This window comes from Bradyrhizobium sp. T-1, assembly GCF_053592855.1.
Genome location: NZ_CM132115.1, coordinates 1,171,590 through 1,193,722 on the forward strand (window position 1 = coordinate 1,171,590; position 22,133 = coordinate 1,193,722).

General features: G+C 64.2%; 19 protein-coding genes. 13 read left to right on the top strand and 6 right to left on the bottom strand.

Translation table 11 applies throughout. From position 1 onward, the window contains the following. Nucleotides 1-109: 109 nt before the first annotated feature. Entirely contained in the window at nucleotides 110-2,203 is a 2,094-nt protein-coding gene (locus ACWAT4_RS05625) for a methyl-accepting chemotaxis protein (protein ID WP_449730002.1), read from the bottom strand. A gap of 267 nt (nucleotides 2,204-2,470) precedes the next feature. Between ACWAT4_RS05625 and ACWAT4_RS05630 the strand changes: the two genes are divergently transcribed. Continuing rightward, nucleotides 2,471-2,626, top strand: a complete 156-nt coding sequence (locus tag ACWAT4_RS05630; RefSeq protein WP_008546817.1) for a Thivi_2564 family membrane protein — start codon at nucleotides 2,471-2,473, stop codon at nucleotides 2,624-2,626. Between the two features lie 66 nt (nucleotides 2,627-2,692). Here ACWAT4_RS05630 and ACWAT4_RS05635 read toward each other — a convergent pair whose 3' ends face one another. From ACWAT4_RS05635 to cysD, 3 genes are all read right to left on the bottom strand, one after another. Further along, nucleotides 2,693-4,858 carry a malate synthase G gene (locus ACWAT4_RS05635; protein WP_449730003.1) on the bottom strand — a complete coding sequence of 722 codons (2,166 nt, stop codon included), beginning with the start codon at nucleotides 4,856-4,858 and terminating at the stop codon, nucleotides 2,693-2,695. A 393-nt stretch (nucleotides 4,859-5,251) separates the two neighbouring features. Further along, the gene (gene cysC / locus ACWAT4_RS05640) at nucleotides 5,252-7,168 is read right to left on the bottom strand and encodes an adenylyl-sulfate kinase (protein ID WP_449730004.1); all 1,917 of its coding nucleotides are present in this window, start codon (nucleotides 7,166-7,168) and stop codon (nucleotides 5,252-5,254) included. Nucleotides 7,169-7,187: 19 nt separating this feature from the next. Continuing rightward, complete coding sequence (cysD, locus tag ACWAT4_RS05645) at nucleotides 7,188-7,982, bottom strand: sulfate adenylyltransferase subunit CysD (protein WP_212298355.1); 795 nt, start codon at nucleotides 7,980-7,982, stop codon at nucleotides 7,188-7,190. Nucleotides 7,983-8,227: 245 nt separating this feature from the next. Here cysD and cysG point away from each other — a divergent pair, with 245 nt between their 5' ends. From cysG to ACWAT4_RS05705, 12 genes are all read left to right on the top strand, one after another. Next, nucleotides 8,228-9,652 carry a siroheme synthase CysG gene (cysG, locus tag ACWAT4_RS05650; protein ID WP_449730005.1) on the top strand — a complete coding sequence of 475 codons (1,425 nt, stop codon included), beginning with the start codon at nucleotides 8,228-8,230 and terminating at the stop codon, nucleotides 9,650-9,652. Further along, entirely contained in the window at nucleotides 9,649-9,966 is a 318-nt protein-coding gene (locus tag ACWAT4_RS05655) for a DUF2849 domain-containing protein (protein WP_212298353.1), read from the top strand. The genes cysG and ACWAT4_RS05655 overlap by 4 nt, the downstream gene beginning before the upstream one ends. An 11-nt stretch (nucleotides 9,967-9,977) precedes the next feature. Continuing rightward, nucleotides 9,978-11,633, top strand: coding sequence for a nitrite/sulfite reductase (locus ACWAT4_RS05660; protein ID WP_449730006.1), 1,656 nt, complete (start codon nucleotides 9,978-9,980; stop codon nucleotides 11,631-11,633). Next, nucleotides 11,620-12,135 (top strand): DUF934 domain-containing protein, encoded by a 516-nt coding sequence (locus ACWAT4_RS05665; protein WP_212425853.1) that lies wholly within the window; start codon nucleotides 11,620-11,622, stop codon nucleotides 12,133-12,135. Before ACWAT4_RS05660 ends, ACWAT4_RS05665 begins: the two co-directional genes overlap by 14 nt. Then, nucleotides 12,132-12,857: a phosphoadenylyl-sulfate reductase gene (locus ACWAT4_RS05670; RefSeq protein ID WP_212425854.1), complete on the top strand. Its 726-nt coding sequence runs from the start codon at nucleotides 12,132-12,134 to the stop codon at nucleotides 12,855-12,857. Before ACWAT4_RS05665 ends, ACWAT4_RS05670 begins: the two co-directional genes overlap by 4 nt. Before the next feature lie 112 nt (nucleotides 12,858-12,969). Continuing rightward, on the top strand, nucleotides 12,970-13,983 hold the full coding sequence (locus ACWAT4_RS05675; protein WP_433995294.1) for a sulfate ABC transporter substrate-binding protein: 1,014 nt from the start codon (nucleotides 12,970-12,972) through the stop codon (nucleotides 13,981-13,983). Nucleotides 13,984-14,069: 86 nt separating this feature from the next. Then, nucleotides 14,070-14,855, top strand: coding sequence for a sulfate ABC transporter permease subunit CysT (gene cysT, locus ACWAT4_RS05680; protein ID WP_449731166.1), 786 nt, complete (start codon nucleotides 14,070-14,072; stop codon nucleotides 14,853-14,855). A gap of 9 nt (nucleotides 14,856-14,864) precedes the next feature. Next, entirely contained in the window at nucleotides 14,865-15,776 is a 912-nt protein-coding gene (gene cysW / locus ACWAT4_RS05685; protein ID WP_212298347.1) for a sulfate ABC transporter permease subunit CysW, read from the top strand. Further along, the gene (locus tag ACWAT4_RS05690; RefSeq protein WP_212446269.1) at nucleotides 15,766-16,800 is read left to right on the top strand and encodes a sulfate/molybdate ABC transporter ATP-binding protein; all 1,035 of its coding nucleotides are present in this window, start codon (nucleotides 15,766-15,768) and stop codon (nucleotides 16,798-16,800) included. Before cysW ends, ACWAT4_RS05690 begins: the two co-directional genes overlap by 11 nt. Nucleotides 16,801-17,009: 209 nt before the next feature. Next, nucleotides 17,010-17,513, top strand: coding sequence for a CAP domain-containing protein (locus ACWAT4_RS05695; RefSeq protein ID WP_449730007.1), 504 nt, complete (start codon nucleotides 17,010-17,012; stop codon nucleotides 17,511-17,513). A 78-nt stretch (nucleotides 17,514-17,591) separates the two neighbouring features. Then, complete coding sequence (locus tag ACWAT4_RS05700; RefSeq protein ID WP_449730008.1) at nucleotides 17,592-18,767, top strand: DUF3734 domain-containing protein; 1,176 nt, start codon at nucleotides 17,592-17,594, stop codon at nucleotides 18,765-18,767. A 2-nt stretch (nucleotides 18,768-18,769) separates the two neighbouring features. Further along, the gene (locus tag ACWAT4_RS05705) at nucleotides 18,770-19,558 is read left to right on the top strand and encodes a 3-hydroxybutyrate dehydrogenase (protein WP_209959058.1); all 789 of its coding nucleotides are present in this window, start codon (nucleotides 18,770-18,772) and stop codon (nucleotides 19,556-19,558) included. Nucleotides 19,559-19,657: 99 nt separating this feature from the next. On the opposite strand, the gene ACWAT4_RS05710 is transcribed toward ACWAT4_RS05705, so the two are convergent. Then, on the bottom strand, nucleotides 19,658-20,482 hold the full coding sequence (locus ACWAT4_RS05710) for a sulfite exporter TauE/SafE family protein (protein ID WP_212425858.1): 825 nt from the start codon (nucleotides 20,480-20,482) through the stop codon (nucleotides 19,658-19,660). Nucleotides 20,483-20,675: 193 nt separating this feature from the next. Further along, nucleotides 20,676-22,043, bottom strand: a complete 1,368-nt coding sequence (locus ACWAT4_RS05715) for an oligosaccharide flippase family protein (RefSeq protein ID WP_449730009.1) — start codon at nucleotides 22,041-22,043, stop codon at nucleotides 20,676-20,678. Between the last annotated feature and the right edge of the window lie 90 nt (nucleotides 22,044-22,133).

Below are 22,133 nucleotides of genomic sequence, written 5' to 3' on the forward strand. Positions count from 1 at the left end.
ACAAAGTGCCGATTCGGGAATCCCCCAAGGCAACTTCCTGCCAAGAAAGATGTGTGCATGCCCTAGGGCCTTCGCCGGGACGACATCGAGGATATGGCGCCAGCGGAGCTTACGCCGCGCGGATCTTGCCGAGGAAGTCGGTGACCTCGTGGCCGAGCTGGTTGCTCTGGGTCTCGAGCATTTCGGAGGCGCTCTTCACATTGTCGGCGGCCGCGGCTGCAGCATCTGCGTCCGCTTTCACGCCGGTGATGTTGTCCGAGACGTTCTTGGTGCCTTGCGCCGCATATTGCGTGCTGCGCGTGATCTCCTGCGTCGCCGCGCCCTGCTCCTGCACGGCGGCGGCGATCGCGGTGGCGACCTCGTTGACCTCGCCGATGATGCCGCCGATCGCCTGGATCGCGTTGATGGCGTCGCCGGCGACCTTCTGGATGTCGGCGATCTGCTCCGAGATCTCCTCGGTTGCCCTCGCAGTTTGGCTCGCGAGCGATTTCACCTCGGAGGCGACCACGGCGAAGCCACGTCCCGCCTCACCAGCGCGGGCGGCTTCGATCGTGGCATTAAGCGCGAGCAGATTGGTCTGCGCCGCGATCGTGTTGATCAGGCCGACGACTTCGCCGATGCGGCCTGCGGATTGCGCCAGGCCCTGCACCGTGCCGTCGGTCTCGCGCGCCTGGCTGACGGCGCGGCTGGCGATGCCGGCGGCATGCGCGGCCTGCTGGCTGATGTCGTTGATCGAGGCAGACAGCTCTTCCGCAGCCGCCGCGACACTATCAACGCTCATCGAGGCGTCGCCGGAGGCTTTGCCGGCAACCTGCACGCGGTCGTTGGTCTGACGCGACACGGCCGAGAGATCGCCCGAGGTCTTGCGCATTCGCCCCGACGCATCGTTCAGTTCGCCCAGCGTCTTGCGCACGGCACTCTCGAACTCCCCGACATAGGCTTCGACCGCGCGCTGGCGCGTGGCGGCACCCGCATGACGTTCGCGCTCGAGCTCTTCGATCTTGAGCTTGTCGCTGGCCTGCTGCTTGAAAGTCTCCAGCGCGCTGGCGAGGGCGCCGATCTCGTCCTTGCGATCAAGATAGCCGCTGTCGACGGCAAGATCGCCGGAGGCGACCTTGAGCATCGCATCGCGGATGGTGTTGAGCGGGGTGATGACGCGGCGGTTGACCAGCATGATCGCGCCGGCGGCAAGGGCGATGGCCAGCGCCAACAATCCAAGCTGCACGATCAGCGCGCGTTGAGCTGCAGCGCGCTGCTCCAGCGTATGGTTCTTGGCGGCGTCGAGTGCGGCTTCGGCCACGGCCACGGCGCTGGAAAGGCGGCCCACCGTGACGGGGGTCCACTGATTCGCGGTCATCTCGGCCTTTTCGCCATTGGCGAGCGCACCCACCAGGCGATCGCGAAGAGCCAGATATTGCGGATCGAAATAGGCGGTCTTGACCGCGGTCATGGCGGACGACAGCGCCGATGGCAGCTCCATGCCCGAAGCTGATAATTCCAGAGCCTTCCAGATCGCTGTCGTTCCGCCGACGAACTGGGTATAGGCGAGGCGGGCCTCCGGCGTGATACGGCCAGCGTTGAGCCCGGTCGAGATGATCAGCGAGGCTTCGCCGCCGGTGTTGCGGAGCAGCCAGGCGTTCTGCTTGATCGACAGCAGCTGGTCGATCGCGGCGTCCTGGTGGTTGACGGCGGCAGCCAGCACGTTTGAGAGCTTGTCGAGTGTGTCGAGCAGGCCCTGCGTCGTCTCCATATATTCCTTCGGCAGGCCGGCGCGACGCTGGTCCTTCGGTTTGGCAACGTCCTCCCAGAACTGCTTCTGCTCTTCGGTCAGCAGCTTGTAGAGACGCGCGAGCTCCGGCACCATCGTTCCGGATTGCGGGAAGTCCATCGCGGGCAGCAGCGTGAGTGCGTGCGCCATGGCGGGCATCTCGGCGTCCCGGATCGCGCGCAGATATTTCTCGATCTCGGAATCCATCGGCTCGGTCGAATTGAGCAGCCGGTTGGTCGTCGAGCGGTCGGTGCGCAGATTGTGCATCGCCTTGAACAGGTCGGCGGAGGCGTCGGCGATCTCCGAGATGCGGTTGGCGGTCTTGAGGCGATCCCATGACTCGTAGGCGGTGAGCGAGAGCGCGATCACCACACAGATCGACGTGATCGCAATCACTGCCTTCAGCAGCGCAGACACGGTCAGGCGATTGAGCATCGGAGTCCCCCAAATTCCCATTTCACGTCCAGGACGCCCCGGCAAAAACCGAGAAACAGGGCGTGACAGGATCGGCAATCACGTACCGTTCCTGCCTCGCAGACCGAACGGTTTCGACATCTGAAGTGAAAAGGGTAAAATTTTAGGCAGCTGCCCGCCGGTAGAATTACGCATTTACTAGAAGTTGCAATGGGTTGCGCGAATGGAACCGGCGCGCGAGACGGGCGTTAGGACCTCGTTAGCAATTTGCCTGAAGGGGGCCTTGCAATGCTTGTCGGCGTACTCGTCACCTTTCTCGTCGTCATTCTCGTGCTTTATCTCATCAACATGCTGCCAATGGACGGCCGCGCCAAGCAGATCGCGCGCGTGATCGTCATCATCATCGGCATCGTGTCGCTGCTGAAATATCTCGCAGTGTTTTAGCGGGCTCGCGTGCCCAACAAAAAAGCCCCGGCTGAGCCGGGGCTTTCGATGTCAGCACGACGGAACTCAACCCACCGCCTTGGCCTCGCGGCGGCGGGCGGTGAGGATGTACTCGGTGTAGCCGTTCGGCTGCTCGCGGCCCTTGAAGATCAGCTCGCAGGCGGCCTTGAACGCTGTGCCGTCGAAGGCGGGGGCCATCGGCTTGTAGATCGGATCGCCGGCGTTCTGCTTGTCGACGACGACGGCCATGCGCTTGAGCGATTCCATCACCTGCGCTTCCGTGATCACGCCCTGATGCAGCCAGTTGGCGAGATGCTGGCTGGAGATGCGCAACGTCGCGCGGTCTTCCATCAGGCCGACGTCGTGAATGTCGGGCACCTTGGAGCAGCCGACGCCCTGGTCGATCCAGCGCACGACGTAACCGAGAATGCCCTGGCAGTTGTTGTCGATCTCCTGCTTGACGTCGTCTGGCGCCCAGTTCGACTTCGACACCGGAATGGTGAGGATGTCGGACAGCTTTGCGCGCGGGCCGCCCTTGGTCAGCTCCTGCTGGCGTGCGATCACGTTCACCTGGTGATAGTGCAGCGCGTGCAGCGTCGCGGCGGTCGGCGAGGGCACCCACGCCGTGGTGGCGCCGGCCTGCGGATGCGCCAGCTTCTGCTGCAGCATGTCCGCCATCTTGTCGGGGGCAGCCCACATGCCCTTGCCGATCTGGGCGTGGCCGGGCAGGCCGTCGATCAGGCCCATGTCGACGTTCCAGTCCTCATAGGCCTTGATCCAGGCCTGCGCCTTCATCTCGTTCTTGCGGATCATCGGGCCCGCTTCCATCGAGGTGTGGATCTCGTCGCCGGTGCGGTCGAGGAAGCCGGTGTTGATGAACATGATGCGCTTGGAGGCGCGCTGGATGCAGGCCTTGAGGTTGACGGTGGTACGCCGCTCCTCGTCCATGATACCGACCTTGAGCGTGTTCTCGGCCAAGCCCAGCATCTTCTCGACGCGGTCGAAGATCTCGCAGGTGAACGATACTTCGTCCGGGCCGTGCATCTTCGGCTTGACGATATAGGCAGATCCGGTGCGGCTGTTCTTGACCTGGGAATTGCCCTTGAGGTCGTGAATGGCCAGCAGGCCGGAAACGGCGGCATCGAGCAGGCCTTCAGGCACTTCCTCGCCGGTCTCGTCGAGCACCGCGTCGGTGAACATGTGGTGACCGCAATTGCGCATCAACAGCAGGCTGCGGCCGTGCAACTTCACTTCGCCCTTGCCGTCAGGCGTCTTGTAGGAGCGGTCAGCATTGAGCGAGCGCGTCAGCGTCTTGCCGCCCTTCTCGAAGTCCGCCGACAGCGTGCCGTTCATCAGGCCGAGCGTGTTGCGGTAGACGAGCACCTTGTCCTCGGCATCGACGGCGGCGACGGAGTCTTCCATGTCGAGGATGGTCGAGACCGCAGCTTCCATCATCATGTCGGCGACGCCGGCCGGATCGTCCTTGCCGATCGCGCTGTTGCGGTTGATCGTCACCTCGACATGCAGGCCGTTGTTGACCAGCAGCACGGCGCTCGGCGCCGCCGCATCGCCCTGGAAGCCGGCGAATTGCGCGGCGTTCTTCAGTGCGGTGGCGTTGCCGCTCTTGAGCTTCACCGCGAGCTGGCCCGCGACGACGCTGTAGGCGGTGACGTCGGTGTGGCTGCCGGTCGCGAGCGGTGCGGCGGCATCGAGGAACGCCTTGGCCTTGGCGATCACCTTGTCGCCGCGCGCCTTGTTGTAACCCTTGCCGCTCTCCGACGGATCGTGGGGAATGGCGTCGGTGCCGTAGAAGGCATCGTAGAGCGAGCCCCAGCGCGCGTTCGCCGCGTTCAGCGCATAGCGTGCGTTGGTGAGGGGCACGACCAGCTGCGGGCCGCAGATCTTGCCGATCTCTTCGTCGACATTGGCGGTCTCGACCTTCTGCGTCGCGGGCTCTGGGACGAGATAGCCGATCTCCTTCAGGAAGGCGGTATAGGCGGCGAGGTCGAACGCCTTGCCCTTGTTGGCGCGGTGCCAGTCGTCGATCTTGGCCTGGAGCTGATCACGGAAAGCGAGCAGCGACCGGTTCTTCGGTCCCAACTCCTTGATGATGGCGGCGACCCCGGCCCAGAACGCATCCGGCGCGATCCCCGTTTTCGGGGCGGCTTCCTTGGCGATGAAATCGAAAAGGACGGGGGCGATCTTCAATCCGTGGGCGTCGACGCGTTTCATGATGGGCTTTCTTGTTGGAAATGGCTGTTTTTGGCTGCTTTTGACCCGTCAGCAGCAAAATGCGCCCGCAAGGGGCGACTTTCGGGACCTATTAGCCCCAAAATCGGGGCTGTGAGAAGACCCCCGGGGGCTTGTCAAAATGTCAAGAAAAGGTGGGGCGGTCTGCTCGGGCCGCGCCCGAGTGCGCAATGCCAATGCAATGGGCGCGGTCCCTCCCCGGCGTCGTCCTGGCGAAGGCCAGGACCCATTACTCCAGGGAGAAGTTTGGCGAAGATGAGTGGTTCGGGACTGCTGTCGAGCCCAACCGATAGATCACGCGGTGGGTCCTGGCTTTCGCCAGGACGACACCGGTGATGTTGCGCGCAGCGTGCTCCCTCAAGCGAAGCACACGCCTCAAATATTCGCGGCGAGATCCACGACTTCGTCGAACAGCACGCCTGACGTCTTCAGCATCTGCTCGATTTCGTCCGCCGCATCCGCGACCGTCCGCTTCGACGTGTCGATCACGAGCTCGGCCGCCTCGGGCCGCTCGTAGTCGTTGCCGATGCCGGTGAACGATGCGAGCGCGCCGGCGCGGGCCTTTTTGTAATGGCCCTTGGGGTCGCGCTCTTCGCAGATCTCGGCCGGCGTCGCGACATGGATCTCGCGGAACGCCGTGTCGGCGATGCGGCGCGCGGTGGCGCGGTCTTCGCGCGCGGGCGAGACAGCGGCAACGATCGCGATATGGCCGTTGCGGGCGAGATGCGTTGCGACTTCCGCAAGGCGGCGGATGTTCTCGCTGCGATCGGTGGCGGAGAAGCCGAGATCACCGTTGAGGCCGGCACGCAGCGTGTCGCCGTCGAGCAGGATCGGCGAGCCGCCATTGGCGAACAGCCGCCGCTCCAACGCCTTCGCCAGCGTCGACTTGCCGGAGGCGGGCAGGCCGGTGAGCCAGACCACGGCGCCGTTGTGACGATAGCGTGCGGAGCGTTCGTCGGCGCGCAACGCCGATTCCACCGGCACGATGTCGACAGGCACGGCGCGCTGGCCGGCATCGACCGACAGCACCAGACCGCCGCCCGCGATGCGGCCGGAGACCTCGATCACGAGGCGGCCGGTGCGCGGATTCTCGGTGTAGGGATCGGCAGCAATCGGGCTCGACAGGGAGATGTCGATCTCGCCGACATGGTTGCGGCCGATCGCCTTGTTCTCACGGCTCTCGAGCTCGCCGGGATCGACGGCCTTCTCGATCGCCACCACGGTGGCGCGGCTTTCCTTCGGGCCCGAGCGAACCAGGATCTGATCGCCCTTGGCGAGCGGCTTGTCGTGCAGCCAGAAGATGCGTGCGCGCAGCCGGCGCGTCTCGCGCGGGGCGGCGTCGGTATGCGCGATGATGTCGCCGCGCTCGATGAACAATTCGCGGTCGAGCGTGATACCGACCGAGCGGCCGGCGCCCTGACGCGTTGTGACCGGGGTCACCGGCCAGCTCTCGACGGTCTTGATCTTGGCGATCTTGCCGGCCGGCATGATCACGATCTCGTCGCCGGCAATCAGGCTGCCGGATTCAATGCGGCCCGCCACGATGCGGCGGTCGTCGAACTTGTAGATCGCCTGCACCGGCAGGCGCAGCGCCAGCGCTTCGAGCGGCCGCGCCGGTTCGAGGCGGTCCAGCGCCTCGACCACGGTCGATCCCTTGTACCAGCCGATCCGGTCGGTGCGTTCGGCGACGCCGTCGCCGTCACGTGCGGAGATCGGGATGATCGCCGCCGGCGCCACGCCGAGGCCGTTGAGATGCGCGGAGATCTCGTCGCTGATCTCCTTGAAACGTTCCGCGGAGAAATCGACGCGGTCCATCTTGTTGACGACGACAGCGACCTGCTTCACGCCGAGCAGATGCAGCAGGTACCCGTGACGACGGGTCTGGTCGCGCACGCCTTCGAGCGCGTCGATGATCAGCACCGCGCCGTCGGCCTGCGAGGCCCCGGTGATCATGTTGCGCAGGAATTCGGCGTGACCGGGTGCGTCGATCAAAACGATGTCGCGCGAATTGGTGCGGAAGCGGATCTGCGTGGTGTCGATGGTGATGCCCTGGTCGCGCTCGGTCTGCAGTGCGTCGAGCAGGAACGACCATTCGAACGGCATGCCGCGCCGTGCGCTGACGGCCTTCAGCATGTCGAGCTTGCCGTCGGGCAGGCTGCCGGTCTCATGCAAGAGGCGGCCGACCAGCGTCGACTTGCCGTGATCGACGTGGCCGACAATGACGATGCGCACTTGAGGACGCGTGGTGCCGTTCGGAGTGGCGGGCGAAGCGGGGGTGACGATCATGTTCATAGCCGTGATGCGTCCTTGATCAGAGATAGCCGGCGACGCGCAGGCGCTCGAAAGCGTCCTCGGTCTCGTGGTCGAGCGCACGGCCGGAGCGCTCCGGCACCTTGGTCTGCTCGAGCTCGACCAGGATTTCGTCGATGTTCGACGCGGTCGACGCGACCGGATTGGTGATGTCCTGATCGCCCAGCGAGCGATAGCGCTTGCCGTCCTTGGCGAGATACAGCGGGATGATCGGGATGTTCTCGCGCTTGGTGTAGGCCCAGATGTCGGCCTCGGTCCAATGCAGGATCGGGTGGATGCGCAAATGCGCGCCCTGCGGCGGCGATGCGTTGAAATGATCCCAGAACTCCGGCGGCTGGTCGCGGACGTCCCAATTGCCCTCCAGGCCGCGCGGCGAGAACACGCGCTCCTTGGCGCGGGTGGCTTCCTCGTCGCGGCGGATGCCGGCGATCAGGCCATCAAAGCCGTATTTGGCGAGCGCCATCTTGAGGCCCTCGGTCTTGCGCGCCGCGGAGCGGGCGGCCGGCGGCAGGGTCGGATCGACGGCATCGATCGGCGGGCAGGGCTCGACGCGCAGATCGAGCTCCCACTCCTTGCCGTAGTGATCGCGAAATCGATACATCTCCGGAAACTTCTTGCCGGTGTCGACATGGAGCGCCGGAAACGGCAGCCGGCCGAAGAACGCCTTGCGCGCCAGCCAGATCATCACGTTGGAGTCCTTGCCGAGCGACCACAGCAGGGCGATCTTTTTCAAACGACCAAAGGCCTCGCGGAAGATGTAGATGCTTTGCGCTTCCAACTGGTCGAGATGGTCCATGCTGGGGGCAACATCAGCAGAAAATTCTTGCGAGCCCGAGCGTCCGACGGGGGCGGGGCTGCTCACTCCGGCAACTGCGGAATCGTCCTTGAGAAGATGCATCTCTGCCACTTTGCGTTTGGAGGCTAAAATTCTATAGTTGCGCTGCAGAAGAGAAGAAAAAATTTTCTCTTTGCGCGCTTGAAACGACACATATATAGAAAATAATTCCAGTCAACCCCGGATGTGGGGGAAGCGAGTATCGTATGCGGTTCTTGCCGGTATTCCTCGATCTCAAGGCCGGCCCGGTGGTCCTCATCGGCGCGGGCGAGCTTTTGCGCGCAAAACTGCGCGTGCTTGCCGCTGCCGGCGCGCGCATCCGCGTGCATGCGATCGATGGCAATCAGGACCTGGGTCTGAGCACTGAAGACGCGGCGCGTATCGAGATCAGGAGCGGCGATCCGCTGACCTCTGATCTTGCCGGCGTCATCGCCGTGGTCTGCGCGGGTGCGGGCGATGTCGGCGTGGCGATGTCGGCTCGCGCCAAGTCGCTCGGCCTGCCCGTCAACGTGATGGACGATCTCGAACATTCCAGCTTCATCTTTCCGGCGATCGTCGATCGCGGCGATGTCGTGGTCGCCGTTGGCACGGGCGGCACCTCGCCGGTGGTGGCGCGGCGCGTGCGCGAGAAGATCGAGGCACTGCTGCCGGCGCGCATCGGCGAGCTCGCCGAGTTCATCGGCGGCTTCCGCAAATCCATCAACGAGCGCATCGCCGAGTTTCCGCTGCGTCGCCGCTTCTGGGAGCGCGTCATCGACGGTCCGATCGGCGCGGCCGTGTTGGCCGGTCGCAAGGGCGAGGCTGACACAGCGCTCAAGGCAATCTCCGATCCGTCCGATTTCGCGCGCGCCGACAAGCCGGAAGGTTCGGTCGCGCTGGTCGGCGCCGGTCCTGGCGATCCCGACCTTCTCACCATCAAGGCGTTGCGCGCGCTCCAGGATGCCGACATCGTCTTCCACGACGAGCTGGTTTCTCCAGACATTCTCGACCGCATCCGCCGCGACACCGCGCGCGTTCCGGTCGGCCGCCGTGTCGGCAAGCCGGGTATCGGCCAGGACGCCATCAACGAGCGGATGATCGCGGCCGCGCAATCAGGTCAGCGCGTCGTGCGGCTGAAGGGTGGTGATCCCTTCGTGTTCGGCCGCGGCGGTGAAGAGGTCGAAGCGCTGCGCGCTGCCGGCGTTGCCTATTCGATCATTCCCGGCATCACCGCAGGCCTCGGCGGCGCCGCCGATTTCGAGGTGCCGCTCACCTATCGTCGTGAGGCGACCAGGATCACCTTCCTTACCGCGCACAAGGCGCGCGATGCGGAGACGGTGGATTGGTCGATGCTGACCGACACCAAGATGACCGTCGTTGTCTACATGGGCATGACGGCTGCGCCTGCCGTTCGCGCCGGCCTCCTTGCCGCCGGCCGCTCGGCAGAGACGCCGGTGGGCGTTTTCGCCCGCGTCACGCGTCCGGATGCGCAAGGCGCAATCGGCACGCTGCGCGACCTGCCCGAGCTCGTGCGGCAGACCAACGGTGGTCCCGCCATTCTCATCATCGGCGATGTGGTCCGGCATGCCGGTTCGCTTCGCCGTCAAACACCAAAGCAAATCATCTCTGACCTATTGGATGCAGCCGAATGACCTCTCCGCTTGAACAGAAGAAAATCAAAATCGCCGGCCCCTCGGTCGTGACCGCGAACCGCACCTGGGACGGCATCGTGGTGTATCGCACCGCCGCCAAGAGCTGGTCCGCGGACCTCTCGGAAGCTGCGATCGTGCGCAACTCGGACGACGCCAAGGCGTTGCTTGCAGAGTCGGTGGCCGATGACGTCGGCGCCATCGGTCCCTATATCGCCCCGGTGCAGGTCGGCGCGGACGGCAAGGTCGAACCCGGCAATCTGCGCGAACAGATCCGCCGCACCGGTGTCACGATCGGGCAGCCGGCCCAGGTTTAAGGCATCCTCTTATGTACGCTTACGACGAAATCGATCGCACGCTCGTCAACGAGCGCGTCTCGGAGTTCCGCGACCAGGTGAAGCGCCGCCTTTCGGGCGAGCTCACCGAGGACGAGTTCAAGATCCTGCGGCTTCAGAACGGCGTCTATCTGCAACTGCACGCCTACATGTTCCGTGTGGCGATCCCCTATGGCACGCTGGCGACGAACCAGTTGCGGGCGCTCGCCCATGTCGCGCGTAAATATGACCGCGGCTACGGCCATTTCACCACGCGGCAGAACATCCAGTTCAACTGGATCAAGCTCGCCGAGCTGCCGGATGCGCTGGCCGATCTGGCCAAGGTCGGCATCCATGCGATGCAGACCTCCGGCAACAACATGCGCAACGTCACCTCGGACCAGTGGGCCGGCGTCGCGCCTGGCGAGATCGAGGATCCGCGCATCTGGTCCGAACTGATCCGCCAGCACACCACGCTGCATCCGGAATTCTCGTTCCTGCCGCGCAAGTTCAAGATCGCGATCACCGCGTCGGACCATGACCGCGCCGCGATCAAGATCCACGACATCGGGCTCAAGTTGATCAAGAACGAGAAGGGCGAGACCGGCTTCGAGGTTCTGGTCGGCGGCGGTCTCGGCCGCACGCCGTTCATCGCCAAGACCATCAAGCACTTCGTGCATGGCCGCGATATCCTGAGCTATATCGAGGCGATCCTGCGCGTCTACAACCAGTATGGCCGCCGCGACAACATCTACAAGGCGCGCATCAAGATCCTGGTGCACGAGCTCGGCATCGAAAAATTCTCGCGCGAGGTCGAGGAGGAGTGGCAGCACATCCGCAATTCCTCGCTGCAGATCGACGACGAGGTGATCGAGGACATCCGCTCGCGCTTCACCTATCCCACGTACGAGAAGCTGCCGCACATCCCGGACGAACTGCGCCAGGCCGCAGCCGATCCCGAGTTCGAGGCATGGCGCAAGAACTCGGTCGCCCCGCACAAGGTGCAGGGCTATTCCATCGTCACCATTTCGCTGAAGCCGATCGGCAAGCCTCCGGGCGATGCCACGGCCGAGCAGATGGATGCGCTCGCCGATCTCGCTGACAAATATTCCTTCGGCGAGATCCGCGTCGGCCACGAGCAGAACCTGGCGCTGCCGCACGTCGCCAAGCGCGACCTGCCGGCCCTGTGGAAGGCGCTGGACAAGCTTGGGCTCGCGACGCCGAACGTCAATCTGATCACCGACATCATCGCCTGCCCGGGTCTCGATTACTGCTCGCTGGCGAATGCGCGGTCGATCCCGATCGCGCAGGAGCTGACACGGCGCTTCGCCAACCACGAGCTCGCCAACCTGATCGGCCGTCTCCACATCAATATCTCGGGCTGCATCAATGCCTGTGGCCACCACCATGTCGGCCATATCGGCATCCTCGGCGTCGAGAAGAACGGCGAGGAGGTCTACCAGATCACCATCGGCGGCCGCGCCGACGAAGGCGCTGCGCTGGGCAATCTGATCGGCCCCGGCGTCAAGTTCGACGAGGTCGCCGATGTCATCGAGGACGTCGTGGAGGCCTATCTGGCGCTGCGTGAGCGGCCGGAGGAGCTGTTCATCGATACGGTCAAACGCCTCGGCGTCGAACCCTTCAAGGAGCGCGTTTATGCCACTCGTTAACGGCGGAAAAATCGCCGACGACAGCTTCGTCAAGCTGGCCGTCGATACGCCGCTGCCCGATGGCGGCGACATCCTGGTGCCGGCCGAGCGTTTCGTCGGCGAGGCGGAGGCGTTGCTCAAGCGCGCCGGCAAGGTCGGTGTGATCTGGCCGAACAATCGCGACATCGACGAGCTCGTGCCGTATCTCGGCAAGATCGCCGCCGTTGCGCTGGTGTTCCCGACCTTCCGCGACGGACGCGCCTACAGCCAGGCGCGGCTGCTGCGCGAGCGTTACAACTACCGCGGCGAACTGCGAGCCACTGGCCAGATCCTGCGCGACCAGTTCGTGTTCATGCTGCGTGCCGGCTTCGATTCCTTCGAGGTCAAGAAGCAGGCGGATGCGGAAGCCTTCATGCAGACAGCCAAGCGTTACTCGGTGTTCTACCAGCCGACCGGCGACGGCCGCATCACGGCGTTGCACCGGCGCATGCAGCTGCGCCACTCCGAGGGGGTCGGCACATGAACGCCATCGCAACCAAGGTCTCGTCCGTATCCACGCTGCCTTCGGCTGCAGAGCTCGATCGCGCCTTGCGCGATGCCTCGCCTCAGGAGGTCGTTGCGGCCGCGTTGAAGGCGGTCGGGCGCGAGAAGCTCGCGCTGCTGTCGTCGTTCGGCACGGAATCGGCGACGCTGCTCAAGGTGGTGGCAGATGTCGATCCGGCCATCCCGGTGATCTTCCTGGACACCGGCTGGCTGTTCGAGGAAACGTTCGCCTATCGCGACAAGCTCATCGCGATGCTCGGCCTGAAGGACGTTCGCTCGGTCAGGCCCACCGAGGAGACGCTGTCACGCGAAGATCCCGACCGCGATCTCTGGTTCTCCGATCCCGACGCCTGCTGCCGTATCCGCAAGGTGGAACCGCTGGCGCGTGCGCTGAAACCGTTTTCAGCCTGGCTCAACGGCCGCAAGCGTTTCCAGGGAAATGCGCGCGCCGACATTGCCGTTGTCGAGGATGACGGTACGCGGTTGAAGTTCAACCCGTTCGCCAACGTCTCGCGCGAGGAACTCGAAGCGATTTTCGTCCGCGCCAAATTGCCGCGTCACCCACTTGCGGCGTCCGGTTTTCGCTCGGTTGGGTGTATGCCTTGCACGAGCAGAACAGCCGAAGGCGAGGATGAGCGCGCGGGTCGCTGGCGCGGCCGCACCAAGACAGAATGCGGCATCCACACGATGAAGATTTCGTAGCACAGCCAAGCTGCGCGGTTACGAACAAGAAAATCCGGTTCCGTTGACTCGGGACCGTTTCGCCACGAGTTTCGCCTGCATGCCTTCGTCGACACTGGCGTCGTCGAGGTAAATGGAGATGGACATGATGCGTCGTATCGTTCCGCTCGCTGCAGGACTCCTGGTTACGAGTTTCTTGGCAAGCTCGGCTCTCGCCGCTGACATCAATCTGCTGAACGTGTCGTACGATCCGACGCGCGAGCTCTATGTCGAATTCAACAAGGCGTTCGCGAACGCCTATCAGAAGGAGACCGGCAAGAGCGTCGAGATCAAGCAGTCGCACGGCGGCAGCGGATCGCAGGCGCGCGCGGTGATCGACGGCTTGCAAGCGGACGTGGTGACGCTCGCGCTGGCCTACGACATCGACGCCATCGCCGGCAAGGGTCTCACCGCGGCGGACTGGCAGAAGCGGCTGCCGCAGAATTCATCTCCCTACACGTCGACCATCGTGTTCCTGGTGCGCAAGGGCAATCCCAAGGGGATCAAGGACTGGGACGATCTGCTCAAGCCCGGCGTTGCCGTGATCACGCCGAACCCGAAGACGTCGGGCGGTGCGCGCTGGAATTATCTTGCCGCCTGGGGCTTTGCGCAGAAGAAGTATGGCTCAGCCGACAAGGCCAAGGATTTCATCGGAAAGCTCTACCAGCAGGTGCCGGTGCTCGACACCGGCGCGCGCGGGGCGACCGTGACCTTCGTCGAGCGCGGCGTCGGCGACGTGCTGCTCGCCTGGGAGAACGAAGCCTATCTCGCACTGAAGGAATTCGGGGCCGGGAAGTTCGAACTCGTGGCGCCGCCGCTCTCGATCCTGGCCGAGCCGCCGGTCGCGATCGTCGACAAGGTTGCCGACAAGAAGGGCACCCGCAACGTCGCCGATGCTTACCTCCAGTACTGGTACACCAAGGAGGGGCAGGAGATTGCCGCACGCAACTTCTATCGCCCGCGCGATGCCGAGATCGCCAGGAAGCATGAAAATTCCTTCGCCAAGGTCGAACTATTCACCATCGACGATGTTTTCGGTGGTTGGACCAAGGCGCAGAAAGAGCATTTTGCCGACGGCGGCGTCTTTGATCAGATCTACAAGAACTGATCGGGCGCTGTCGGAGGATTTCAGCAGGGGGCTTGGTGAGCGTAATCGCAGCACGACGGCGGACATTGCCGGGCTTCGGTCTCACGATGGGACTGACGCTGACCTGGCTGTCGGTCATCATCCTGATTCCGCTCGCCGGGCTGTTCCTGAAGTCGCTGGAGCTCAGCCCTGAGCAGTTCTGGAACATCCTCTCCAGCCGCCGCACGCTGAATGCGCTCCGCGTCTCGTTCGGCCTCGCCTTTGCCGCTGCCTGCGTCAATCTGGTCATGGGTAGCATCATCGTCTGGGCGCTGGTGCGCTACCGCTTTCCCGGCCGCCGCATCTTCGACGCCATCGTCGACGTGCCGTTCGCGCTGCCGACGGCCGTTGCGGGCGTCGCGCTGACCGCGCTGTTCGCCGAGAAGGGGTGGCTGGGAGCGCCGCTCGCCACGCTCGGCATCAAGGTGGCCTTTACGCCGGTCGGGATCTTCGTCGCCATGATCTTCATCGGCATCCCCTTCGTGGTGCGTACCGTGCAGCCGGTGCTGCAGGATCTCGACCCCGAGATCGAGGAGGCCGCGGGGAGCTTGGGGGCCAGCCGCTGGCAGACCATCATTCGCGTGATCCTGCCGTCGCTCGCACCGGCGCTGCTCACTGGCCTCGCGCTCGCCTTTGCGCGCGCGGTCGGCGAGTATGGCTCGGTGATCTTCATCGCCGGAAATCTACCCAACGTCTCCGAGATCGCACCGCTCCTGATCGTGATCCGGCTCTCCGAATTCCGCTACGCGGATGCGACCGCCATCGCGGTCGTCATGCTCGTCGTTTCCTTCGTCATCATCTTCGCGGTCAACCGGTTGCAGCGCTGGGCGCAGAACCGGATTCCGGCGCGCTGAGGGCGGACCATGACGATGCAGATCGCCGATTCCGTTTCGTTGTCCTCGCCCGAGGCGAGGGCGCGTGCGCATGCCGCGGCCGCGCGCAACAATCTCCGCTCCGAGCCCAGGGCGGTGCGCATCGCGATCATCGCGCTGGCAATGATCTTTCTCACGGTCTTCGTCGTGCTGCCGCTGGCGCTTGTGTTCGCGGAGGCGTTCTCGAAGGGGATACTTCCCTACCTCTCCGCGCTTGCCGAGCCGGAGGCGCTGGCTGCGATCAAGCTCACGCTGCTGGTCGCGGCGATCTCGGTCAGCCTCAATCTCGTGTTCGGCCTCGTCGCCGCCTGGGCGATTGCCAAATTCGAATTCCCGGGCAAGACCTTCCTGATCACGCTGATCGATCTTCCGTTCTCGGTGAGCCCGGTGATCTCCGGCCTCGTCTTCGTGCTGCTGTTCGGCGCGCAGGGCTATTTCGGTGGCTGGCTCAGGGATCACGACATCCAGATCCTGTTCGCGGTACCCGGCATCGCGCTCGCCACCACCTTCGTGACCTTCCCCTTCGTGGCGCGTGCGCTGATCCCGCTGATGCAGGAGCAGGGTACGCAGGAAGAGGAGGCCGCGATCTCGCTCGGCGCCTCCGGCCTGCAAACCTTCTTCCGCGTCACGCTGCCCAACATCAAATGGGGCGTGCTCTACGGCGTCCTGCTTTGCAATGCGCGCGCGATGGGCGAATTCGGTGCGGTCTCGGTCGTCTCCGGCCACATCCGCGGCGAGACCAATACCATGCCGCTCCTGGTCGAGATTCTCTACGACGAGTACCAGTTCGTCGCCGCATTCGCGATCGCCTCGCTGCTCGCGATGCTGGCGCTGATCACGCTGATCGCCAAGACCATTCTTGAACGTCAGCTCGACGAAGGACAGGACGTCAATGACCATTGAAGTCAAAAATCTCGTCAAGCAGTTCGGCAGCTTTAAAGCCCTCGACGGCGTCGACCTCAAAGTCGATAGCGGCGAACTGCTGGCATTGCTGGGGCCCTCAGGCTCGGGCAAGACGACGTTGCTCAGGATCGTCGCTGGGCTCGATTGGCCTGACGCCGGAGAGGTCTTGATCAATGGAGAAGACGCGCTGGCGCAGGGAGCACGCGAGCGCCATGTCGGCTTCGTATTCCAGCACTACGCGCTGTTCCGGCACATGAGCGTGTTCGAGAACGTCGCCTTCGGCCTGCGCGTGCAGCCGCGCGCGGTCCGCAAGGACGAGGCGACGATCCGCAGGCGGGTGAAGGAGCTGCTCGATCTCGTGCAACTGGACTGGCTCGCCGACCGCTATCCGAGCCAGCTCTCCGGCGGCCAGCGCCAGCGCATCGCGCTGGCCCGCGCGCTCGCGATCGAGCCGCGCATCCTCCTGCTCGACGAGCCCTTTGGTGCGCTCGATGCGAAGGTGCGGAAAGAGCTGCGGAGATGGCTACGCTCGCTGCACCATGAGATCAACGTCACCTCGATCTTCGTCACCCACGACCAGGAGGAGGCGCTCGAAGTCGCCAACCGAGTCGTGGTCATGGACAAGGGCAGGATCGAGCAGATCGGCTCGCCTGATGACGTCTATGAGACTCCGGCGACCGCCTTCGTCCACGGCTTTATCGGCGAATCCATCGAGCTGCCGGTTCGGGTCGAGGGCGGCGTCGTCAGGCTCGGCGACCGTCCGCTCAATCTTGCCGCAGACGGCCTGGTGTCTGGCGCGTCACGACTGTTCGTGCGGCGACATGATATGCTGGTCGGCCCGCCCGGCTCGGGCGCCTTCGAGGGCGCGGTTCGGCACGTTCGCAATTTCGGTCCCGTGCAGCGGGCCGAGGTCGCATTGTCCGGCGGCGAGACTATCGAGATCGACGCCCCCCGTGGCCGGGAACTGCGCGCCGGCGACACAATCGGCCTCGAGCCCCGTCGTTACCGCATATTTGCGGGCTGAGGCGCCCCGTCATTCCGGGGCGATGCGAAGCATCGAACTACTGTGCGGGCTTCCGCACCAGAGAATCTCGAGGTTCTCAGGTGCGCGATTGCGCACCATAGTCCGTGCTGTGCGCGCGCCTCGGAATGACGACTACGATTTTCCTCAAAATTCACCTTTCAGCCACGGTTGGTATGCAACAACGGCCCCTCATTTGGGGGCCCCGATTCATGCGCGCTGCGGCCGCAATTCTCATCACTTTGCTTCTCGCCGGCTGTGCCGGCAACGAGGCGCCGGTCCAGCAGCCGTCGATGTATGCCGATATGTCGGTCCCGGGCGCCAAGCTCGATGCGCCGGCCGCCGCGATCATGATCTCGCAATACCGCCGGAACAACGGTCTCGGCATCGTCGAGATCGACCCTGAATTGATGCGGCTCGCCGAATCCCAGTCCAACGCCATGGCCGCCGCCAACAAGATGGACCATGACGTCCGCGCGCCCTTGGCCAAGCGGCTCAATGCCGGCGGTTATCCGGCAACCGTGGCGGTCGAGAACATCTCGGCTGGCTATCATACGCTGGCGGAAGCGTTTTCCGGCTGGCGCGACTCGCCTCCGCACCGCGCCAACATGCTCAAGGGTGGTGTCACAAAATTGGGCATCGCGGCGAGCTATGCTCCAGGTACCAAGTACAAGGTGTTCTGGACCATGATTTTGGCGTCGACCGACCCACGATAAGCCAGACTTGATCCCGGGATGCATTGACGTAGCGACAGACTGTCGCCACGGTGCCTCGCTCTTTGCTATTGTTCCCGCATGACAGATCACAGCCCGGAAGTCGCAACAGTCCCCGCGAAGGCGCAGCGCGTCCTGGTTCTCCAGGGCGGTGGTGCGCTCGGCTCCTATCAGGCCGGCGCCTATCAGGCGCTCTGCCATTTCGACTTCGAGCCGGAATGGGTTGCCGGCATCTCGATCGGTGCGGTCAACGCCGCCATCATCGCCGGCAATGAGGGTCAAATCCGCGTCAAGCGGCTCAAGGAGTTCTGGGAGATGGTTTCCGCGCCGGTGCCGTGGAAGCCGATCGGCAAGAGCGACCACAGCCGCGAGCTGTTCAATTCCACCAGCGCCGCGCTGATCGCGACGTTCGGCGTGCCGGGCTTCTTCGTCCCGCGCGTCCCGCCTGCGCCGCTCTGGCCACCCGGCAGCCGGCAGGCCGAGAGCTATTACGACACCGCGCCGCTGAAGAAGACGCTGGAGCGGCTGGTCGATTTCGACCGCATCAACGACCTCAAGACCCGCCTGTCGGTTGGGGCCGTCGGCGTCACCTCCGGCAATTTCAAATATTTCGACAATTACGAGTTCAAGAAGCTCGGCAAGACCATCGGCCCCGAGCACATCATGGCCTCCGGCGCCTTGCCGCCGGGCTTTCCGTCGGTCGTCATCGACGGCGAGCATTACTGGGACGGCGGCATCGCCTCCAACACACCGCTCGATTTCGTGCTCGATGCCGAGCTCGATCGCGACATGCTGATCTTCCAGGTCGATCTGTTCAGCGCCCGCGGCGACCTGCCGACCTCGCTGCTCGAGGCCACCGAGCGCGAGAAGGACATCCGCTTCTCCAGCCGCACGCGGATGAACACCGACAAGAACAAGCAGTTGCACAACGCCCGCCGGGCCGCGCGCGAGCTCATCAGCAAATTGCCGGACTATCTGAAGAACGACCCGTCCGTCGAATTCCTCGCAAAAGCGTCGCGCGAAAGCACCGTCACCGTGGTGCACCTGATCTATCGCAGCAAGAACTACGAATCCTCGTCCAAGGACTACGACTTCTCCCATGTCGCCATGGTCGAGCATTGGGAAAGCGGCGTGCGCGACGTGCATTTGTCGATGCGCCACAAGGACTGGCTGGAGAAGCCGCAGTCCGGCGAGACCATGGTGACCTACGATCTCACGGGGGACGTCACCGCGCCCCCGCCAAAAAGGAGCGAATAACTATGGGTACTCTGTCAGGCAAGAACGCCGTCGTGACCGGATCGACCAGCGGCATTGGCCTTGCCTATGCGCGCGCGTTCGCGGCTGCCGGCGCCAATGTCGTCATCAACGGCTTCGGCTCACCGGAGGACATCGAGAAGGAGCGCACGAAAATCGAGTCCGATTTCGGCGTGAAGGCGGTCTACTCGCCCGCCGACATGACCAAGCCGGCCGAGATTGCCGGGATGATCGCGCTCGGCGAGAAGTCGTTCGGCTCGGTCGACATTCTCGTCAACAATGCCGGCATCCAGTTCGTCTCGCCGATCGAGGAATTCCCGCTCGAGAAGTGGGACCAGATCATCGCGATCAACCTGTCCTCGGCCTTCCATGCCATCCGCGCCGCCGTTCCCGGCATGAAGAAGAAGGGCTGGGGCCGCATCATCAACACCGCATCGGCGCACTCTCTGGTCGCCTCGCCCTTCAAGTCGGCCTATGTGTCGGCCAAGCACGGCATCGCCGGCCTGACCAAGACCGTGGCGCTGGAAGTCGCGACCAGCAAGATCACCTGCAACTGCATCAGCCCCGGCTATGTCTGGACGCCGCTGGTGGAGAAGCAGATCCCGGACACGATGAAGGCCCGTAATCTCACGCGCGAGCAGGTCATCAACGACGTGCTGCTCGACGCCCAGCCGACCAAGGAGTTCGTGACGTCGGAGCAGGTCGCAGCGCTGGCGCTATTCCTGTGCAGCGACGATGCCGCGCAGATCACCGGTACCAACCTGTCGATCGACGGCGGCTGGACGGCGGAGTAAATCCAACCTCTGTCATGCCCGGCTTGACCGAGGCATCCAGGGCGGGGTCGCCCGGTCAAGCCGGGCGACGACAGCGAGAGTGTGGCGACAGCTTCTGCCTCAGTGGCTCCAGGCCAGAGCCGTCACGATCGCGGATTGCAGGTTGAGCTCCGCGAACATGATCTTGCCGGCGACCACGACGAGGACGCTGGCGAGCGCCACGCGCAGTACCGTCTCCGGCACGCGCGTCGCGCTGTAGCTGCCGACGATGATGCCGGGCAGCGAGCCCAGCAGCAGCACGCCCATCAGGCCCCAGTCGACCGAACCGAGCATCCAGTGTCCGATGCCGGCCACCAGCGTCAGCGGCACCGCGTGCGCGATATCGGAGCCGACGATGGTCGCCATCGGCAGGCGCGGGTAGAGCAACAGCAGCACGGTCACGCCGACCGCGCCGGCACCGACCGACGAAATCGACACCAGCACGCCGAGCACGATCCCGGTGACAACCGTGGCAATCACCGTGGTGCGCTCACTGACCTGCTCCATGCGCCGGCGATAGCGCTCCATGATCGACTTGCGGAAGATCAGCGATGTTGCGGTCAGGATCAGCGCAAAGCACAGCACCAGGTTGACCAGGTTCCGCTCGGCATCGCTCTTGAGATCGAGCTTCCACAGCACCAGCAGCGTCAGGGCGCTCGCCGGAATGCTGCCGCAGGCCAGCCGCAGCACCGCCGGCCAGTGCACGCTGCGCGACCAGCCATGCACGACGCTGCCGCCGGTCTTGGTGGCGGCGGCATAGAGCAGGTCGGTACCGACGGCGGTGGTCGGGTGAATGCCGAACAGCAGGATCAGCAGCGGCGTCATCAACGAGCCGCCTCCCACTCCGGTCAGCCCGACAAGCAGGCCGACGCCGAAACCCGAGGCGACGTAAAGCGGATCAATCATGGTCGGGGAAATCTAGGTTTATCTCGTCAGTTGGGCAATATGACGTAGAATAAATTTCCCCCAGGGCGCAACCGCTTGGACGGAATAAGAAAAATTCTGCTCTGAAACGGAACTGGCTAGGTGTTTCGCCTTGTTCTCGGGCTCGTTGCGAAACAGACGTTCCGCGGGGAGCGGCAATATAAGTGCGAAGTACCTATTTACCAAACGCCAGCACGTGCAGGCCCAGCCGCTGCCGCACGATCCAGAACAGCAGCACCGTCTCGAAGGTGAGCGAGATCGAGGTCGCGGCGGCGGCGCCGTGGCCGCCGAAGCGGGGCACCAGCGCGATGCAGAGCACGACGTTCATCACGAAGGCCAGGGCATAGGCCAGTGCGCAGATCTTCTGCTGGCCGAGCATGTTGAGCAGACGCTCCACCGGGCCGATCGCGGCGCGCACCACGAGGCCGATCGCGGCGACGAACATGATGTCGTAGCCGACCACGAATTGCGGCCCGAACAGCCAGAGCAGGGGCTTGCCGAGCGCGAGCAGCACGGCGGTCGCTGCCAGCGACGGCCAGAACGTCCAGTTGATGGCATGCGCGACATAGGCGGACAGCCGCGCCTTGTCGCCGAGCGCATTGTATTCGGCAAAGCGGTGCGCCGTCGTCGCCGACATCGCGTAGTGGATGAAGGACACCAGCGCCAGCGTCTTCACTACGGCAAAGTAGACGCCGACCTCGTCCGACGGACGGAACTGCTGCAGCACCAGCACGTCGGTGTAGGACAACAGCAGGTAAAAGCTTTCGACCAGCAGGATCGGCAGCGACACTGCGAGCCACCCGCTGATGTCATAGGCCTTCGGGCCGGGCGCGATGTGACCGGCGAGCTTACGGTTCAGCACCACCATCTGCCCGGTCATGGCGACCCACACGGCGCCTGCGCTCGCGACCATCGCCGCGACCGCACCGAGATGATAGCCGAGCAGGAACGCGATCGCCGTGATGCCGATGATCAGCGCCTGGCGGATGATGAATTGCGGCATCAGACCGAGCTGCATCCAGTCATGCGAGCGCGCGATGCCGTCCTGGGTGTTGGCGACGACGAAAGCGGGCAGCGTCATGCAGCCGATATAGAGCGGCAGCTCCTCGGCCGGATCGATCCAGGGCGACAGCAGCTTGACGATTCCGGCAAGCGCCAGCGACGTCAGCGTCGAGACGGCAAAGGTGAGCCAGCGGCTGCCGGAGAGAAAGCCGCGCAGCAGCGCGTGGTCGCCGCTGGCGCGATATTCCGGAATGATTTTTTGCGCGGAAGCCGAGATGCCGAAGTCCATCATGCTGCCGAGCAGCAGCACCCAAGTCCAGACATAAACGTAGATGCCGTAGTCGGACGTGCCCATCCAGCGCGCGAGCAGGACCTGCGAGAAATAGGCGAGGCCCGCGCTGATGACGCGGATGATGAAAATGGTGCCGGCAAGCCGTCGCGTCAGCGACGCTTCGCTCGAGCCGCCCGTCAACCTGGCGCGCAGCCGCGCGATCAGCCCGGCCGGTCCGGTCGTTGCAGGCTCTGCATCCATCACGGCCAATTCGAAAAATCCCCGGGCGTTCCGCGCATTCTGCGGCAGGCTTGGTGCGGTGGTCCCTGGGATTAGCAACCATTCGTTAAGATTCGGTTG

Coding starts and splice junctions, on each gene's coding strand:
- ACWAT4_RS05625 (WP_449730002.1), bottom strand. CDS start 2,203: ATGCTCAATCGCCTGACCGTGTCTGCGCTGCTGAAGGCAGTGATTGCG.
- ACWAT4_RS05630 (WP_008546817.1), top strand. CDS start 2,471: ATGCTTGTCGGCGTACTCGTCACCTTTCTCGTCGTCATTCTCGTGCTT.
- ACWAT4_RS05635 (WP_449730003.1), bottom strand. CDS start 4,858: ATGAAACGCGTCGACGCCCACGGATTGAAGATCGCCCCCGTCCTTTTC.
- cysC (WP_449730004.1), bottom strand. CDS start 7,168: ATGAACATGATCGTCACCCCCGCTTCGCCCGCCACTCCGAACGGCACC.
- cysD (WP_212298355.1), bottom strand. CDS start 7,982: ATGGACCATCTCGACCAGTTGGAAGCGCAAAGCATCTACATCTTCCGC.
- cysG (WP_449730005.1), top strand. CDS start 8,228: ATGCGGTTCTTGCCGGTATTCCTCGATCTCAAGGCCGGCCCGGTGGTC.
- ACWAT4_RS05655 (WP_212298353.1), top strand. CDS start 9,649: ATGACCTCTCCGCTTGAACAGAAGAAAATCAAAATCGCCGGCCCCTCG.
- ACWAT4_RS05660 (WP_449730006.1), top strand. CDS start 9,978: ATGTACGCTTACGACGAAATCGATCGCACGCTCGTCAACGAGCGCGTC.
- ACWAT4_RS05665 (WP_212425853.1), top strand. CDS start 11,620: ATGCCACTCGTTAACGGCGGAAAAATCGCCGACGACAGCTTCGTCAAG.
- ACWAT4_RS05670 (WP_212425854.1), top strand. CDS start 12,132: ATGAACGCCATCGCAACCAAGGTCTCGTCCGTATCCACGCTGCCTTCG.
- ACWAT4_RS05675 (WP_433995294.1), top strand. CDS start 12,970: ATGGAGATGGACATGATGCGTCGTATCGTTCCGCTCGCTGCAGGACTC.
- cysT (WP_449731166.1), top strand. CDS start 14,070: ATGGGACTGACGCTGACCTGGCTGTCGGTCATCATCCTGATTCCGCTC.
- cysW (WP_212298347.1), top strand. CDS start 14,865: ATGACGATGCAGATCGCCGATTCCGTTTCGTTGTCCTCGCCCGAGGCG.
- ACWAT4_RS05690 (WP_212446269.1), top strand. CDS start 15,766: ATGACCATTGAAGTCAAAAATCTCGTCAAGCAGTTCGGCAGCTTTAAA.
- ACWAT4_RS05695 (WP_449730007.1), top strand. CDS start 17,010: ATGCGCGCTGCGGCCGCAATTCTCATCACTTTGCTTCTCGCCGGCTGT.
- ACWAT4_RS05700 (WP_449730008.1), top strand. CDS start 17,592: ATGACAGATCACAGCCCGGAAGTCGCAACAGTCCCCGCGAAGGCGCAG.
- ACWAT4_RS05705 (WP_209959058.1), top strand. CDS start 18,770: ATGGGTACTCTGTCAGGCAAGAACGCCGTCGTGACCGGATCGACCAGC.
- ACWAT4_RS05710 (WP_212425858.1), bottom strand. CDS start 20,482: ATGATTGATCCGCTTTACGTCGCCTCGGGTTTCGGCGTCGGCCTGCTT.